At 67.1% G+C, this 13,942-nt stretch carries 10 protein-coding genes; 5 read left to right on the forward strand and 5 right to left on the reverse strand.

What is annotated here, in order from left to right:
* Nucleotides 1–87 precede the first annotated feature (87 nt).
* The 3 genes from thrC (at nt 88) to ACERNI_RS07200 (ending at nt 5,678) form a co-directional block, all read left to right on the forward strand.
* Entirely contained in the window at nt 88–1,488 is a 1,401-nt protein-coding gene (thrC, locus tag ACERNI_RS07190) for a threonine synthase (protein WP_448832587.1), read from the forward strand.
* 258 nt (nt 1,489–1,746) lie between these two features.
* Nucleotides 1,747–2,328: a GNAT family N-acetyltransferase gene (locus ACERNI_RS07195; protein WP_448832588.1), complete on the forward strand. Its 582-nt coding sequence runs from the start codon at nt 1,747–1,749 to the stop codon at nt 2,326–2,328.
* Nucleotides 2,329–2,804: 476 nt separating this feature from the next.
* Nucleotides 2,805–5,678, forward strand: a complete 2,874-nt coding sequence (locus tag ACERNI_RS07200; RefSeq protein WP_448832589.1) for an EAL domain-containing protein — start codon at nt 2,805–2,807, stop codon at nt 5,676–5,678.
* Between the two features lie 363 nt (nt 5,679–6,041).
* On the opposite strand, the gene ACERNI_RS07205 is transcribed toward ACERNI_RS07200, so the two are convergent.
* Nucleotides 6,042–6,650: a YqgE/AlgH family protein gene (locus ACERNI_RS07205; protein ID WP_448832590.1), complete on the reverse strand. Its 609-nt coding sequence runs from the start codon at nt 6,648–6,650 to the stop codon at nt 6,042–6,044.
* A 307-nt stretch (nt 6,651–6,957) separates the two neighbouring features.
* On the opposite strand from ACERNI_RS07205, the gene ACERNI_RS07210 reads away from it, so the two are divergent.
* On the forward strand, nt 6,958–7,443 hold the full coding sequence (locus tag ACERNI_RS07210) for a redoxin family protein (RefSeq protein ID WP_448832591.1): 486 nt from the start codon (nt 6,958–6,960) through the stop codon (nt 7,441–7,443).
* A gap of 68 nt (nt 7,444–7,511) precedes the next feature.
* Here the strand turns inward: ACERNI_RS07210 and rnhA are convergent, their stop codons facing one another.
* The 3 genes from rnhA to ispH are packed head-to-tail and all read right to left on the reverse strand — an operon-like array spanning nt 7,512 to nt 9,882.
* Nucleotides 7,512–7,955 carry a ribonuclease HI gene (gene rnhA / locus ACERNI_RS07215; protein ID WP_448832592.1) on the reverse strand — a complete coding sequence of 148 codons (444 nt, stop codon included), beginning with the start codon at nt 7,953–7,955 and terminating at the stop codon, nt 7,512–7,514.
* Nucleotides 7,952–8,917: a homoserine kinase gene (locus tag ACERNI_RS07220; protein WP_448832593.1), complete on the reverse strand. Its 966-nt coding sequence runs from the start codon at nt 8,915–8,917 to the stop codon at nt 7,952–7,954. Before ACERNI_RS07220 ends, rnhA begins: the two co-directional genes overlap by 4 nt.
* 2 nt (nt 8,918–8,919) lie before the next feature.
* The gene (gene ispH, locus ACERNI_RS07225) at nt 8,920–9,882 is read right to left on the reverse strand and encodes a 4-hydroxy-3-methylbut-2-enyl diphosphate reductase (protein WP_448832594.1); all 963 of its coding nucleotides are present in this window, start codon (nt 9,880–9,882) and stop codon (nt 8,920–8,922) included.
* Nucleotides 9,883–10,420: 538 nt separating this feature from the next.
* On the opposite strand from ispH, the gene ACERNI_RS07230 reads away from it, so the two are divergent.
* Nucleotides 10,421–12,331, forward strand: a complete 1,911-nt coding sequence (locus ACERNI_RS07230; RefSeq protein ID WP_448832595.1) for a monovalent cation:proton antiporter-2 (CPA2) family protein — start codon at nt 10,421–10,423, stop codon at nt 12,329–12,331.
* Nucleotides 12,332–12,454: 123 nt separating this feature from the next.
* On the opposite strand, the gene purD is transcribed toward ACERNI_RS07230, so the two are convergent.
* A complete protein-coding gene (gene purD / locus ACERNI_RS07235) occupies nt 12,455–13,744 on the reverse strand; it encodes a phosphoribosylamine--glycine ligase (protein ID WP_448832596.1) in 1,290 nt (429 codons plus the stop codon).
* Between the last annotated feature and the right edge of the window lie 198 nt (nt 13,745–13,942).

Consider the following 13,942-nt stretch of genomic DNA (forward strand, 5'->3'; position numbering starts at 1 on the left):
CTCCAGTTTTTTGTTATCGCATCGGTTTTGCGGAAAACCGGCTCACACCTTTCCGCACGATGCTCCAGGCCAGGCTCGGAGAGAACTTTGCTGCACGTGTCTACCAGGGGCGAAGCGCCCGCGATCGGCTTCACGGACGCCCTGCTTGCAGGCCTGGCGCGCGACGGCGGCCTCTATGTGCCGCAAGCCTGGCCGCAGATTTCACGGCCGGATATCGCCGCCATGGCGGGGCAGAGCTACGCCCAGGTCGCCCGCCGGGTGCTTGGCGCGCTGGTCGACGGCGACATTCCCGCCGCCGGACTTGGCGCGATGATTGATGACGCCTACAGCGTTTTCCGTCACGCCGCCGTCTGTCCGCTGACCCAGATCGCCGACAACATTTTCGTGCTCGAACTGTTCCACGGCCCCACCCTGGCGTTCAAGGACGTCGCCATGCAGTTGCTGGGCCGGCTGATGAACCACGCGCTGCGGGCGCGCGGCCAGCGCGCCACCATCATCGGCGCCACCTCCGGCGACACCGGCTCGGCCGCCATCGAGGCATTCCGCGGGCTGGATCAGGTCGACGTTTTCATCCTTTATCCGCACGGGCGGGTCTCCGAGGTGCAGCGCCGCCAGATGACCGGCGTTGATGCTCCAAATGTGCACGCCATCGCGGTGGATGGCACGTTCGACGACTGCCAGGCCATCGTGAAGGGCCTGTTCAACGATCACCGCTTCCGCGACGAACTGGGCCTCTCCGGCGTCAATTCGATCAACTGGGCCCGCATCGCGGCGCAGACGGTGTATTACTTCACCTCCGCCGTGGCGCTGGGCGCGCCGCACCGACCGATCGCCTTCTCGGTGCCCACCGGCAATTTCGGCGACATCCTCGCCGGCGACATCGCCCGCCGCATGGGCCTGCCGGTCGCCAATCTGGCCATTGCCACCAACGCCAACGACATCCTGGCCCGCACCCTTGCCTCGGGCCGTTATGAGAAGCGCGGCGTCGCCGCCACCTCATCGCCGTCGATGGACATCGAGATCTCATCGAATTTCGAGCGGCTGCTGTTTGAATCATGCGGTCGCGACGCCGCCGGGATTCGCGGCATGATGGCCTCGCTCGGCCAGTCGGGCTCCTTCGAGATCGAGCCGGTGTCGCTGGCGGCGATTCGCGCCGGCTTCAGCGCCCACACCGCCGGTGAGGACGCCACCCTGGCGGAGATCGCCCGCGTTTACCGCGAATGCGGCTACATCATCGATCCGCATACGGCGGTGGCGGTGTCCGGCGCCCGCGCCGAAGTCGCCCAGGATCCGGCGACCCCGGTCATCGCCCTCTCCACCGCTCACCCGGCCAAGTTCCCGGACGCCGTGGAGAAGGCCACCGGCATGCGGCCGCCGCTGCCGGCCCATCTCGCCGACCTGTTCGACCGCAAGGAGCGCTTCACGGTCATGGCCAATGATCAGGCCGCCGTGGCGGGCTTCATCCGCGCCAACGCCGGCAAGGGCTGAGGCCAGGTTGCGGCGTTACTGAAGCATCCGCGACCTCTGGCGCCCGGCGCTGCGCCTGCGGCGTGTCCTGGCGGGACACGCCGCGCGCCCCCCACATGAAAGTGGCCGGCCTCGTCCGGCCATTTTGATGTGCTGGCCATTGCTGTTTCGCCGGCCACTGCTGTTTTTATTGACCCGGCGGGTTTTGTCCGGCGTAGTTGGATATCGTCGCGACAGTCCGCGTCGCCACGCCATGCTGATGATCCGGGAGGGCGCGCCTTGGCCCTGTTTCGGTTTGCCCCGCGCCAGACGGAGCCTGCGCCTGTCATTGGCGAACGGGTTTACCTGCGCCTGATGCGCATGGATGATTTTGACGAATGGGTCGCCCTGCGCCACGCCAGCGAGGCGTTTCTGGCTCCCTGGGAGCCGCTGCGCACCGGCGATGAATTCCAACGGACCGCCTGGCGGCGCAAGGTGCTGGCCTCCCGCAACGACGCCCGCCTCGATGCGGCCTATGGCTATCTGATTTTCAGCCGCGCCCATGACATCATGGTTGGCGGCCTGACTCTTGGCCTCGTCCGGCGCGGCGTCGCCCAGACCTGCACGCTGGGCTACTGGATGGGCGCGCCCTGGGCGGGCAAGGGATTGATGTCCGACGCCGTCGACACGATCTGCCGGCACGCCTTCACCCATCTTCACCTGCGCCGCATCGAAGCCGCCTGCCTGCCGCACAATGACCGTTCGCGACGGGTGCTGGAGAAGAACGGCTTTCAGCTTGAGGGACTGGCCCGGGAATATCTGTGCATCGCCGGCGTCTGGGCCGACCACGTCACCTATGCGCGACTGGCCAGCGACGGGTGAACCTGGCGGAGGCGCGTGTCTCGCGGCAAATGAACCAGGGGGCAAGTGGACCTGGGGGCAAGTGAACCTGGGGGGCAAGCGAACCTGGGGGCAAGTGAACCAGGCGGAGGACGAACCAGGCGGGGGCGACAACCGGCGGCGCCTTTTGCGGCGTTTGCGGTTGCCGGCCAACATAATCGCGCCATGTTCAGGCGGTGGAAAGAAGCGTCGCGCGGGACCGGAGCATTGCCCCGGCAACGCGCGCGCCGACGCATCGGGTTGCCGTCCGCCCGGCCGTCTCCATGGCTTGACCCCCATGGCTTGGGCGGCCCGGCCAGCATGAGGTTCAGCGGGTTTACCAATCGGCGGCGCGCCCGCGAACAGACGGTTGCCCTCGCGGGCTGCCGCCGTTACCACTTCGCCACCGGAACTTCGCCGCGCCTTCCGGTCCGGCGGCCTTTGCAGAGTTCGATTTGCCAGCCACGCCAGCAGCCCTGTTGTCACGTATCGGCGCCGTTCTCGCGGCGCTGGTTGTCCTGTGCCTGTCCGCAGCAGGCGCGATGGCGGTCGAGGCCGTGCGCGTCACTCCCGAACGGCCGGCGCTGGACCTGACGCGGATCATCGAACGCTACCGCTCCCAGGGCGACGTCATCCAGATTTCCACCGCCCCCGGGCCTGACGGCATTGTCCGCCGCATCGCCGTCAAGGCCCGCGAGACCGGCTCGCGGCCGGACTGGATCGTCTTCGCCCTCACCAATCCCGGCGACGAGCAGATCGACCGGCTGCTGGTGGCGCCGCATTACAAGCTGGTGGGCTCCGGCGTTGTCTGGCCTGACCTTGGCAGCACCCGCATCGCCGCCATCACCGCCAGCCAGGGCCTGAAACCGGAGCGCGAGGACAGCCCCGACGCCGACGTGTTTGCCATCACGCTCGACCCCGGCGCCACGGTAACCTTCATCGCCGAGCTGACCTCCGACAGGCTGCCCCAGGTGCTGCTGCTCGATCCGGAGACCTACAAGGCAAAGACCAACGGCCTCACCCTCTACAAGGGCATCATTCTCGGCATTTGCGGCCTGCTGGCCCTGTTCCTCACCATCGTTTTCGTGGTCAAGGGCGCGGTGATCTTCCCGGCGGCGGCGGCGCTGGCCTGGGCGGTGCTGGCCTGGGCCTGCATTGATTTCGGCTTCATCCAGCGCCTGTTCCCGTTCACCATCGGCGCGGACGCCATCTATCGCGCCGGCGCGGAGACCGTGCTGGCGGCGACGCTGCTGGTGTTCCTGTTCGCCTATCTCAACCTCAATCGCTGGCACGTGCGCTACAGCCATGTCACCGCCATCTGGCTGGTGTTCCTTGGCGCCCTCGTCGGCCTCGCGGTTATTGATCCTCCTGTCGCCTCCGGCGTCGCCCGCATTTCCATCGCCGCCATCGCCGCCATCGGCTTCGTGCTGGTGCTCAACCTGGCCATGCATGGCTACGACCGCGCGGTGATGCTGATTCCCACCTGGACGCTGCTGCTCGCATGGGTCGCGGCCGCTGGCGCGGCGGTCACCGGCTATCTGACCAAGGACATCGTCCCCTCGGTGCTGATCGGCGGTCTGGTGCTGGTGGTGATGCTGATTGGCTTCACCGTGTTGCAACACGCCTTCGCCGGCGGGGCCATCGCCCAGGGGCTGGTGAGCGATACGGAGCGGCGCGCCCTCGCCCTTGCCGGCTCCGGCGACGTGGTGTTCGACTGGGACGTGCAGACCGACCGCATCAACGTCAGCCCGGAGCTGGAGCAGCAGCTTGGCCTGAAGCGCGACGCGCTCAGCGGCGGCGCCGCCGACTGGCTGGCGCTGATGCACCCGCTGGATCGCGACCGCTACCGGGTCACGCTTGATTCGATTCTCGAACAGCGGCGCGGCCGCATCAATCTGGACTTCCGCCTGCGTTCGGCGCGCGGTCACTATGTCTGGCAGCGCCTGAAAGCCCGGCCCGTGGTCGGCAGCGACGGCGAGGTCATCCGCATCGTCGGAACGCTCGCTGACGTCACCGATTCGAAGACCGCCGAGGAGCGCTTGCTGCAGGATTCGATCCACGACCGGCTGACCGGCCTGCCCAACCGGCAATTGCTCGTGGACCGCCTGAACACCGCGATCCTGCTCGCCCGCCGCGACGAGACGGTGCGCCCCACCGTCGTGGTCATCGACATCGACCGCTTCCGCACCATCAACGAGGAGGCCGGCCCGGCCGCCGGCGACGCGGTGCTGCAGATGGTCGCCCGCCGCCTTGCCCGCCTGCTGAAGCCGCAGGACACCCTGGCGCGACTGGGCGGCGATGAATTCGCCGTGGTTTTGTTCTCCGAGCCCGAGCTGGAAGCGATCCGCGCCTTCACCGAGCAGGTGCGCGCCGTGCTCGGCACGCCGGCGCCGCTGGGGGAACTTGAGGCCTATCTCACCGGCTCGATCGGCATCGCCCTCTATGATCCCTCCGTGCGCTCCGGCGCCGAGGAAATGCTGGCCAACGCCGAAATCGCCGCCGCATGGGCGAAACGCCAGGGCGGCGACCAGGTCGAGGCGTTCAGGCCGATGATGCGCAATGAGCGCAGCGAGCCGCTGGCGCTGGGCGCCGATCTGCGCGGCGCCCTGGAGCGCGGCGAGATCAAGCTGTTCTTCCACCCGATCGTCCGTCTGGAAGACCGCACCGTCGCCGGTTTCGAGACGATCCTGCGCTGGGATCACCCACGTCAGGGCCGGCTCGCCTATGAGGATTTCCGCGAGATCGCCTCGGCCAACGGCCTGCTCGGGGAGCTGTTCCTGTTCGCCGTCGAGCGCGGCGCCCGCGAGCTCGCGGCCTGGCAGGACGCGCTGGACGTCGATCCGCCGATGTTCGCCACGGTCGCCCTCACCGGCGTCCACGTGCTGCGCGCCGACCTGCTGGCGCAGTTGCGCAATCTGGTCGAGCGCTCCGGCGTCAAGCCCGGCACGCTGCTGATCGAACTCTCCGAGCGGCATTTGCAGGAAGACCCGGAGTTCATGCTGCGGACGCTGCCGCGCCTGCGCGAAACCGGGGTGGGCCTGTGCCTGTCGCGCTTCGGCTCGAGCCAGTCGCCGCTCACCAGCCTGCAACACGCCGACGTGGACATGGTGAAGGTTGATTCGTCGCTGGTGAAAGCCCGCGGCATGCCGGCCCGCGTCGCCATCCTGCGCTCGATCGCCGCCTTCGCCCACGACCTTGGCGCCGAGATCTGCGCTGAAGGCTCAGAGGATGAGTCGGATTCGGTGGAGCTGGCCCAGCTCGGCTTCGACTTCGCCCAGGGCAGCGTGTTCGGCGACCCAATGAGCGCCTATGACGCCCGCCGCCTCGTCGGCTCGACCCAGGAAGCGGCGTGAAGCCAGACGGCCGGGCGGGAACGCGGACAAGCGTAGCCGCCGCGCCGTAAGCCCGGTTGTGGGGAAACCCGAGCGTCCATCAGGTTGATGCCGGGGGAAGCCAGGGCGACGGCAATCGCAGGTGAAGCCGGAACAGATCCGCCGTCAGCGGCGCCAGGGCTGGCAAGAAATTTTACAAGAGGTTTTACAGGGCGGTTTGCAAAACGGTTTGCAAGTGAGCGGCCCAAAAGGCGCGTCGATGCCTGCAACGCGTGCGGGCATCCCGGCAAGCGTGATCCTCAGACCGCCGGCAGCCCGCAAGAGCCAATCACATTCTGCAGACTGAGGCGCGCAGATTGCGGCGCCGGCGCGTTCGTGGCCCAATCAGGCGTGGCCGGCGTCTCCGGACAGGCGCGCGGGGTCGACGCCGATCAGCTTCAGCGCCCGCTCATAGGTGTGCTCACCGCCGCCAAAAATCAGCGCCGGATCGGCCGGGCAGTTGAGCCAGCCATTGGCCTGAATTTCATTTTCAAGCTGGCCGGCGGCCCAGCCGGCGTAGCCCAGCGCCACCAGCGCATTGCCCGGACCATCGCCCCTGGCGATGGCGCGCAGGATGTCGACCGTCGCTGTCAGACAGATGTCGTCATCAATCGGCAATGTCGAATTGTCGATGGAAAAATCCGAGGTATGCAGCACAAAGCCGCGACCGGCGTCGACGGGACCGCCGCGCACCACCCGCACCCGCTCCGAGGCCGAGGGCAGGCGGATGCTGGCGTCCTCAATGATATCGAGTTGCAGCAACAGGTCAGCGAGGGAGAGATCCGCCGCCGGCTTGTTGATGACGATGCCCATCGCCCCCTCTTCCGAATGGGCGCAGATGTAGATCACCGAACGGGCGAAGCGCTCGTCCTCCATGGATGGCATGGCCACCAGCATCTGGCCGTCGAGCCAGACGTCTGAATCAGCAGGTGATGGAGCGAACGGTATAGGCATGGCCCTATTGTAAAGGGCATGACCGCTTTCGCCTACAGGGGATTGTGGGCCGTCGCGCCTGCCGCGAACATTGAATTGAACCGCAGCCAGGCAGCTGGCGCGGATGACATCGCGCCCATCCCGTCCTATTCATGCAGTGCGCCTGTCAGGCCCCCTGGCCGTTCCCTTGGGAAGCAGGACAGGGAAGCAGGGTTTTTCAGGCGGGCGCGGCGACATTGCGTTACCGGGAAGCGTGACTGCAACCTGTTGCGGCGCATGGGCCAGAACGACACAAACCTCTGATGATAAAGACTATCCGGGAGTTACCATGACGATCCAAGTCGGCGACCGCCTTCCGCAAGCCACGTTCCGCGTCATGACCGCCGAAGGTCCGGCAGCCAAATCGACGGATGACCTGTTCGCGGGCCGCCGGGTCGTCCTGTTCGCCGTTCCAGGCGCCTTCACGCCAACCTGCCATCGCAACCATATGCCGGGCTTCGTCACCCATGCGGCTGAGCTGAAGGCGAAAGGCGTTGACGCCATTTACGTCACCGCCGTCAACGACGTGTTCGTCATGGACGCCTGGCTGAAGGCCAGCGGCGCCGAGGGCAAGGTTGAGGGCCTCTCCGACGGCAACGGCGATTTCGCGAAGGCCATCGGCCTGACCATGGACGGCTCCGGCTTCGGCCTCGGCGTCCGCTCGCAGCGCTATTCCATGGTGGTGAAGGACGGCGTAATCGAGCAGCTCAATGTGGAAGCCGTCTCCGGCAAGGCGGACGTCTCAACCGCCGAGCACCTGCTCGCCAGCCTGTAAGACCATGTCAGGCGGGGCGGAACGCCGCCTCGCCTGCCTGCGCGCCTGGTTCAGGTCGCCCTGTCGGCTCAAGCCGCCTTGTAGGGCGCCATGCCCTGGCGGGCCAAAGCGTCAACGCGCTCATTTTCCGCGTGGCCGGCGTGGCCCTTCACCCAGTGCCAGGCCACATCGTGACGCTCGCGCGCCGCGTCCAGCCGCCGCCACAGATCCTCGTTCTTCACCGGCTTGCGGTCAGCGGTCTTCCAGCCCTTGGCCTTCCAGCCGCGCAGCCAGGACGTGATGCCGTTGCGCACATACTGGCTGTCGGTCCACAGATCGACGGCGCAGGGCCGGTTCAGCGTCTCCAGCGCCATGATGGCGGCCATCAGCTCCATGCGATTGTTGGTGGTGAGCGCCTCGCCGCCACTCAGCTCCTTTTCCACGCCGCGAAACATCAGCAGCACGCCCCAGCCGCCAGGCCCGGGATTGCCGCTGCACGCCCCATCCGTATAGACCGTCACCCGTTCGCTCACGCCGCCAGCCCATAATCCGAGGCAGAGATCACGCCGCGATGGAAGGCCAGCTTGCGGTCGTACTCCAGCGGGTCCTTCGGCTTCACCAGCACGCCTGGCGGCACGTTGAGCCAGTCCACCAGCCGGGTCAGCAGGAAGCGCAGCGCCGCGCCGCGGCACAGCAGCGGTAGGGCGGCGACCTCCTCCGGCGTCAGCCGGCGCACGCTCTGGTAGCCGGCGAGCAGGGCCTGGCCCTTGGTGAGGTTGAATGAACCGTCCGTCTCAAAGCACCAGGCGTTGAGGCAGATGGCCACGTCATAGGCCAGCGCGTCATTGCAGGCGAAATAGAAGTCGATGACGCCGGACAGCTTCGGGCCGATGAAGAACACATTGTCGGTGAACAGGTCGGCGTGGATGACGCCGGACGGCAAGCCCTGCGGCCAGTTCGCCTCCGCGTCGGCCAGCGCCGCGCCAATGCGCGCGCCAAGCCCGGGCGCGATCTCGTCGGCGCGCCCGTCCACCGCGTCGAGCAGCGGCCGCCAGCCGGCGACGCTGAGGGCATTCGGACGACTGAGGGCAAAGCCCCCGGCCGCCTCATGCAGGCCAGCCAGCGCGACGCCCAGCTCCCGGCAGTGACCGACGCCGGGTTTGCGCACCGAGACGCCATCGAGGAAGGTGACAATGCACGCCGGGCGGCCAGCCAGCTGGCCCAGCGCCTCGCTCTTGCGGTTTTTCACCGGCAGCGGGCAGTTCACCCCGCGCGCCGCAAGATGCTCCATCAGCCCGATGAAGAACGGCAGGTCGTTCGGGTTCACCCGCTTTTCGTACAAGGTGAGGATGAACGACCCCGCCTCCGTGCGCAGCAGGAAGTTGGAGTTCTCAACCCCCTCGGCGATGCCCTTCAGCGACAGCACCGCGCCCATGTCATAGCCATCGATGAAGTCCATGAGGTCTTCATCGGCGATCTCGGTGTAAACAGCCACGATTACTCCGCGGGTTCGGCGCGCAATTCGCGCGGCAGCGGGAAGAAGACGCTTTCATCGGCGGTGGAGACGCTTTCCACATACACGTCGTAGCGTGCGGCGAAGGCGTCGATAATCTCCTCCACCAGCACCTCGGGGGCAGAGGCGCCGGCGGTGACGCCGAGGCTGGAAATATTGCCGAACAACGCCCAGTCGATGTCCTCGGCCCGCAGGATCAGCCGCGAAACGCGGCAGCCGGCGCGCTCCGCCACCTCACGTAACCGCTGGGAGTTGGAGGAGTTGGGCGAGCCGACGACGATCATCGCCTCCACCTGGGGCGCGACGCGCTTCACCGCCTCCTGGCGGTTGGTGGTGGCGTAGCAGATGTCTTCCTTGTGCGGCCCCACCACCTCGGGGAAGCGCGCCTTCAGCGCCTCGACGATCTGCTGGGTGTCATCCACGGAGAGGGTCGTCTGGGTGACATAGGCCAGGCTGGCGGCAAGCGCCGGATCAATCCGCGCCACGTCCTCCACCGTCTCCACCAGCGTGATGCTGCCTGGCGGCAACTGCCCCATGGTGCCAATCACCTCCGGATGGCCGGCGTGGCCGATCAGGATGATGTGCCGGCCGCGCCGCCGGTGCACCTCGGCCTCGCGATGCACCTTGGTCACCAGCGGGCAGGTAGCGTCGATGGCAAAGAAATTGCGCGTCGCCGCTTCGTCAGGCACGGATTTCGGCACGCCATGGGCGGAAAAAATCACTGGCGCCGTGGTGTCGGGAATTTCGGACAGTTCGTCGACGAAAACCGCGCCCTTGCGGCGCAGGCTTTCCACCACATACTTGTTGTGGACGATCTCGTGCCGCACATAGACCGGCGGACCATAGACGGCCAGCGCCTTTTCCACCGCATCAATGGCCCGCACCACGCCGGCGCAAAAGCCGCGCGGCGCGCAGATCAGTACGTCGAGACGCGGTTTCGCCGTCATGCCAACCTCCTGCCTGGCCGTCGCCTTTGCCGCCCGGCGGCTTGATCGTCCGGTTTGGGGCCGGCCATGATGTGAAGTCCCCGAAGCGACATGCGCCGTGAGGCGACGGGCCGCAAAACCGGTCCCGTGCGTGTACGGGCAGGCTCTAGCCCATTGCCGGCGCGCGGTCACCCTGTCTCAGGCGTTACACGACCCGGACAGATCAGTCTGCCCAGACTTCGCCATGCCAGATTTCGCCATGCCCAAGCGATGTGGCCGCCCTGCCCCGGCCTGTCAAGAACGGCGCCTGCGCAACGCCGGCTTTTGCCGCGCGCCATGCTTTTGATGTTGGGCGCAAGGGAAAGGCAATGGCATAAACATGAACCCGACCGGGGCCAGATCCGCGCAGGTGCGCCAGGAACTGGCGCCGTCTTTTGGGCTTGCGCCGTTTCCTGATGCACAGTGGCGTCCACTTTGCGTCAAGAAAACGCGCCAAAACCGGCTACAGATGCTGAAGCCTCCTGCTTCGCCATCCATCCCGGACGACAGAACGGATCTGATGACCGACCCCGCCAGCCACACCAGCTTCATTGAACCCATTCTGGTCTTCTGCGGCGCCGCCGCCGTCGCCGTGCCGCTGTTCCGGCGCATCGGGCTTGGCTCCATCATCGGCTATCTGGTGGCTGGCGTGGTCATCGGCCCCTGGGGCCTGCAACTGGTGTCTGAGCCGGAGGCCATTCGCGGCGTCGCCGAGTTCGGCGTGGTTCTGCTGCTGTTCATCATCGGGCTGGAGCTAAAAGTCTCCAGCCTCTGGTCGATGCGGCGCGATATTTTTGGCCTTGGCGCGGCGCAGTTGCTTCTGTGCGGCGCCGCCCTGGCGGCGGGGGCGTGGTTCGCCGGCTATGGCCCGAAGGAAGCGACCGTCGCCGGCATGGCGCTTGGCCTGTCAGCCACAGCCATCGCCCTCGGCATTCTCGGCGAACGCGGCGAAACCCGCTCGCCCTATGGCCAGCGCACCTTCGCCGTGCTGCTGTTTCAGGACCTGTCGATCGTCCCCATTCTCGCCATCGTGCCGCTGATGGCCAACGTCACCTCGCCGGAAGCCCATTCCATGGCGTCGCAGATGACGTCAATCGGCATGGCGCTCGGCGGCGTCATCGTCATCGTGCTGGTGGGCCGTTACCTGCTGAACCCGATCTTCCGCGTTCTGGCCGCCAGCGGCGCCCGCGAGGTGATGACCGCCGCCGCCCTGCTGGTGGCGCTGGGCGCGGCGGTGCTGATGGAGCGCGTTGGCCTCTCCATGGCCATGGGCGCGTTCCTGGCCGGCGTGCTGCTGGCCGAATCGAACTTCCGTCACCAGCTCGAGGCCGATATCGAGCCATTCCGCGGCCTGCTGCTCGGCCTGTTCTTCATGAGCGTCGGCATGTCGATCAACCTCGGCCTGGTGGGCGAGAACGCCCTGCCGCTGGCGCTGGCCGCCATTGCCATGGTGGCCGTGAAGATCGGCGTCGTCTCCGGCCTCGCCCGCGTCTCCGGCTCGCCCTGGCGCGATTCGCTGCGCATCGGCGCCCTGCTGGCCACGGCTGGCGAATTCGCCTTCGTGCTGTTCCCGACCGCCCAGGGGCTGGGGCTGCTGACGCCCGACCACGCCCAGATGCTGATTTCGCTCGCAGCCCTGTCGATGTTGCTGGCCCCGATCGCCGCCAAAGCCATTGACGCGGCGCTGCTGCGCCGGGCTGGCGCCGCGGAGGAGGTCGACGCTACCGATCTGGACAATGGCGAAACCGCCAGCGGCGGCGTCATCGTCATCGGTTTTGGTCGCTTCGGCCAGGTGGTCAATCAGGTGCTGCTTGCCGGCAATGTCGACGTGACGGTCATCGACCACAATGTGGAGCGCATTCGTCAGGCCAGCAGCTTCGGCTTCAAGGTGTTTTACGGCGACGGGGCCCGCACCGACGTGCTGCACGCCGCCGGCGCCGAACGGGCCGCCGTCATCTGCATCTGCGTCGATCACGCCGAGACGGCAACGCTGATCGCCGAGCTGGTTCACCACGAGTTCCCACGCGCCCGCACCATCGTTCGGGCCATCAATCGCGAGCACGCGATCGCCCTGATGAAGCTGCCGGTGGACTACCAGATCCGCGACACCTTCAAATCGGCGCTCAGTTTGGGCCGGGCGACGCTGGAAACCCTGGGGATGGATTTTGAGCAGGCGGAAACCGTGCAGGAAGACGTGCGCAAGCGCGACGTCGCCCGCCTGGTGCTGCAAAGCGAGCAGGGCTTCATGAGCGGCCTGGAGCTGCTGCATGGCTCATCGATCCGCCCGGAGCCCCTGTCGCGCCCCCGCAAGCGCTCGCGGGCGCTGAACGCCGAAACCCGGGGCCTGCTCGACGCCAACGACGCTGACGACGACCGGGGCGGCGGCGACGATCCCTCGCTGCTCGGCTCCCGCGGTTCGCTCGGGATCTGAGGGAAAGGCCTGCCAGGCCGCCCATCGGCCTGACGCCCCTGGGTTCGCGTGAATGAAAAAAACAGGCCGCCCGGAACATCCGGGCGGCCCTGGTTTTCAGCCTCAGGTCAGAATGAGCCGCGTTCAGCCAGCCTGCTGCTCGCGCGCCACCGCCCGGTAGCCGATGTCGCGACGGCAAAAGCCCTGCGGCCAGTCGATCCGGTCCACCGCCGCATAGGCGCGACGCTGGGCCTCCGTCACCGAGGCCGCGCGCGCCGTCACCGCCAGCACGCGCCCGCCAGCCGCCGTCAGGGCGTCATCGATCGTCTTCGTGCCGGCGTGGAACACCATCACGTCCGGGCCGGCGGCGGCGTCGACGCCACGGATCACCGAGCCGGCCTTCACCGCGCCCGGATAGCCGTCCGCCGCCATAACCACCGTCAGCGCCGCCTCATCCGACCAGGCCAACTGCTCCGGCGCCAGCGTGGCGAGGCCGCCGTCGATGGCGGCCAGCATCACCTGCACCAGATCGCCGCGAAAACGCAGCATCAGCACCTGGCACTCCGGATCGCCGAAACGCGCGTTGTATTCGATCAGCTTGGGTCCCTCAGTGGTGAGGATCACCCCGGCGTAGAGCACGCCCACATAAGGCGTTCCGCGCTCCGCCATGCCCGCCACCGTCGGCGCGATGATGCGGTCCATGATCTGCTGGTGAACGTCGGCGGTGACCACCGGGGCCGGCGAATAGGCGCCCATGCCGCCTGTATTCGGACCGCGATCGCCATCGAACACCCGCTTGTGGTCCTGGGCGTCGCCGAACGGAATGAATGATTTGCCGTCGGTGATGGCGAAGACGCTGGCCTCCTCGCCGCTCATGAATTCCTCGACGACGACAGCCGCGCCCGCCTGGCCAAGGCCGCCGCCGAACATCATGTCCAGCGCCTCTTCCGCCTGGGCGAGCGTCTCGGCCACCACCACGCCCTTGCCGGCAGCGAGGCCATCGGCCTTGATGACGATCGGCGCGCCCTTTTCGCGCACATAGGCGCGGGCCGCCGCCAGATCCTCGAAGCGGGCGAACGCCGCGGTGGGAATGGCGTATTCGGCGCACAGCTCCTTGGTGAAGCCCTTTGAGCCTTCCAGCTGCGCCGCCGTCTTGCGCGGGCCGAAAGCCTTGATGCCCGCCGCGGCGAGATCATCAACGAGGCCAGCCACCAGCGGCGCCTCGGGGCCAACAACCACCAGCCCGATGTCACGGGCGCGACAAAAAGCAATCGTCGCCGCGTGGTCGCTCACGTCGAGTGCGACATTCTCGCCAAGCGTCGCCGTGCCCGGATTGCCAGGCGCGATGAAAAGCTTGTCGCATGAGGGGGATGCAGCCAACTTCCACGCCAGCGCATGTTCGCGGCCGCCCGAGCCAATGAGCAGGATATTCATGGCCGCGCTTATAAAGAAACTGCCGGATAATGGATAGCGCCCAGCGCGCCTGGCGTCCGCGAGATTCACGCCTTGCGGCGTTGCGGATCCCCCGCCCGTTGTCGCATGCCGCGCGCCAGCCAAAAATATACCGCGCGACGCCGGAACTTATGGATCACCTATCCGTTATCACCACGAAGCAGGATTGCTTCCGGGGGT

It is taken from the genome of Camelimonas sp. ID_303_24, assembly GCF_053543495.1.

Excerpts from the sequence above, each read along its gene's own strand:
- ACERNI_RS07205 (WP_448832590.1), bottom strand. The coding sequence starts at position 6,650 with ATGCCTATACCGTTCGCTCCATCACCTGCTGATTCAGACGTCTGGCTC.
- ACERNI_RS07210 (WP_448832591.1), top strand. The coding sequence starts at position 6,958 with ATGACGATCCAAGTCGGCGACCGCCTTCCGCAAGCCACGTTCCGCGTC.
- ispH (WP_448832594.1), bottom strand. The coding sequence starts at position 9,882 with ATGACGGCGAAACCGCGTCTCGACGTACTGATCTGCGCGCCGCGCGGC.
- ACERNI_RS07230 (WP_448832595.1), top strand. The coding sequence starts at position 10,421 with ATGACCGACCCCGCCAGCCACACCAGCTTCATTGAACCCATTCTGGTC.
- purD (WP_448832596.1), bottom strand. The coding sequence starts at position 13,744 with ATGAATATCCTGCTCATTGGCTCGGGCGGCCGCGAACATGCGCTGGCG.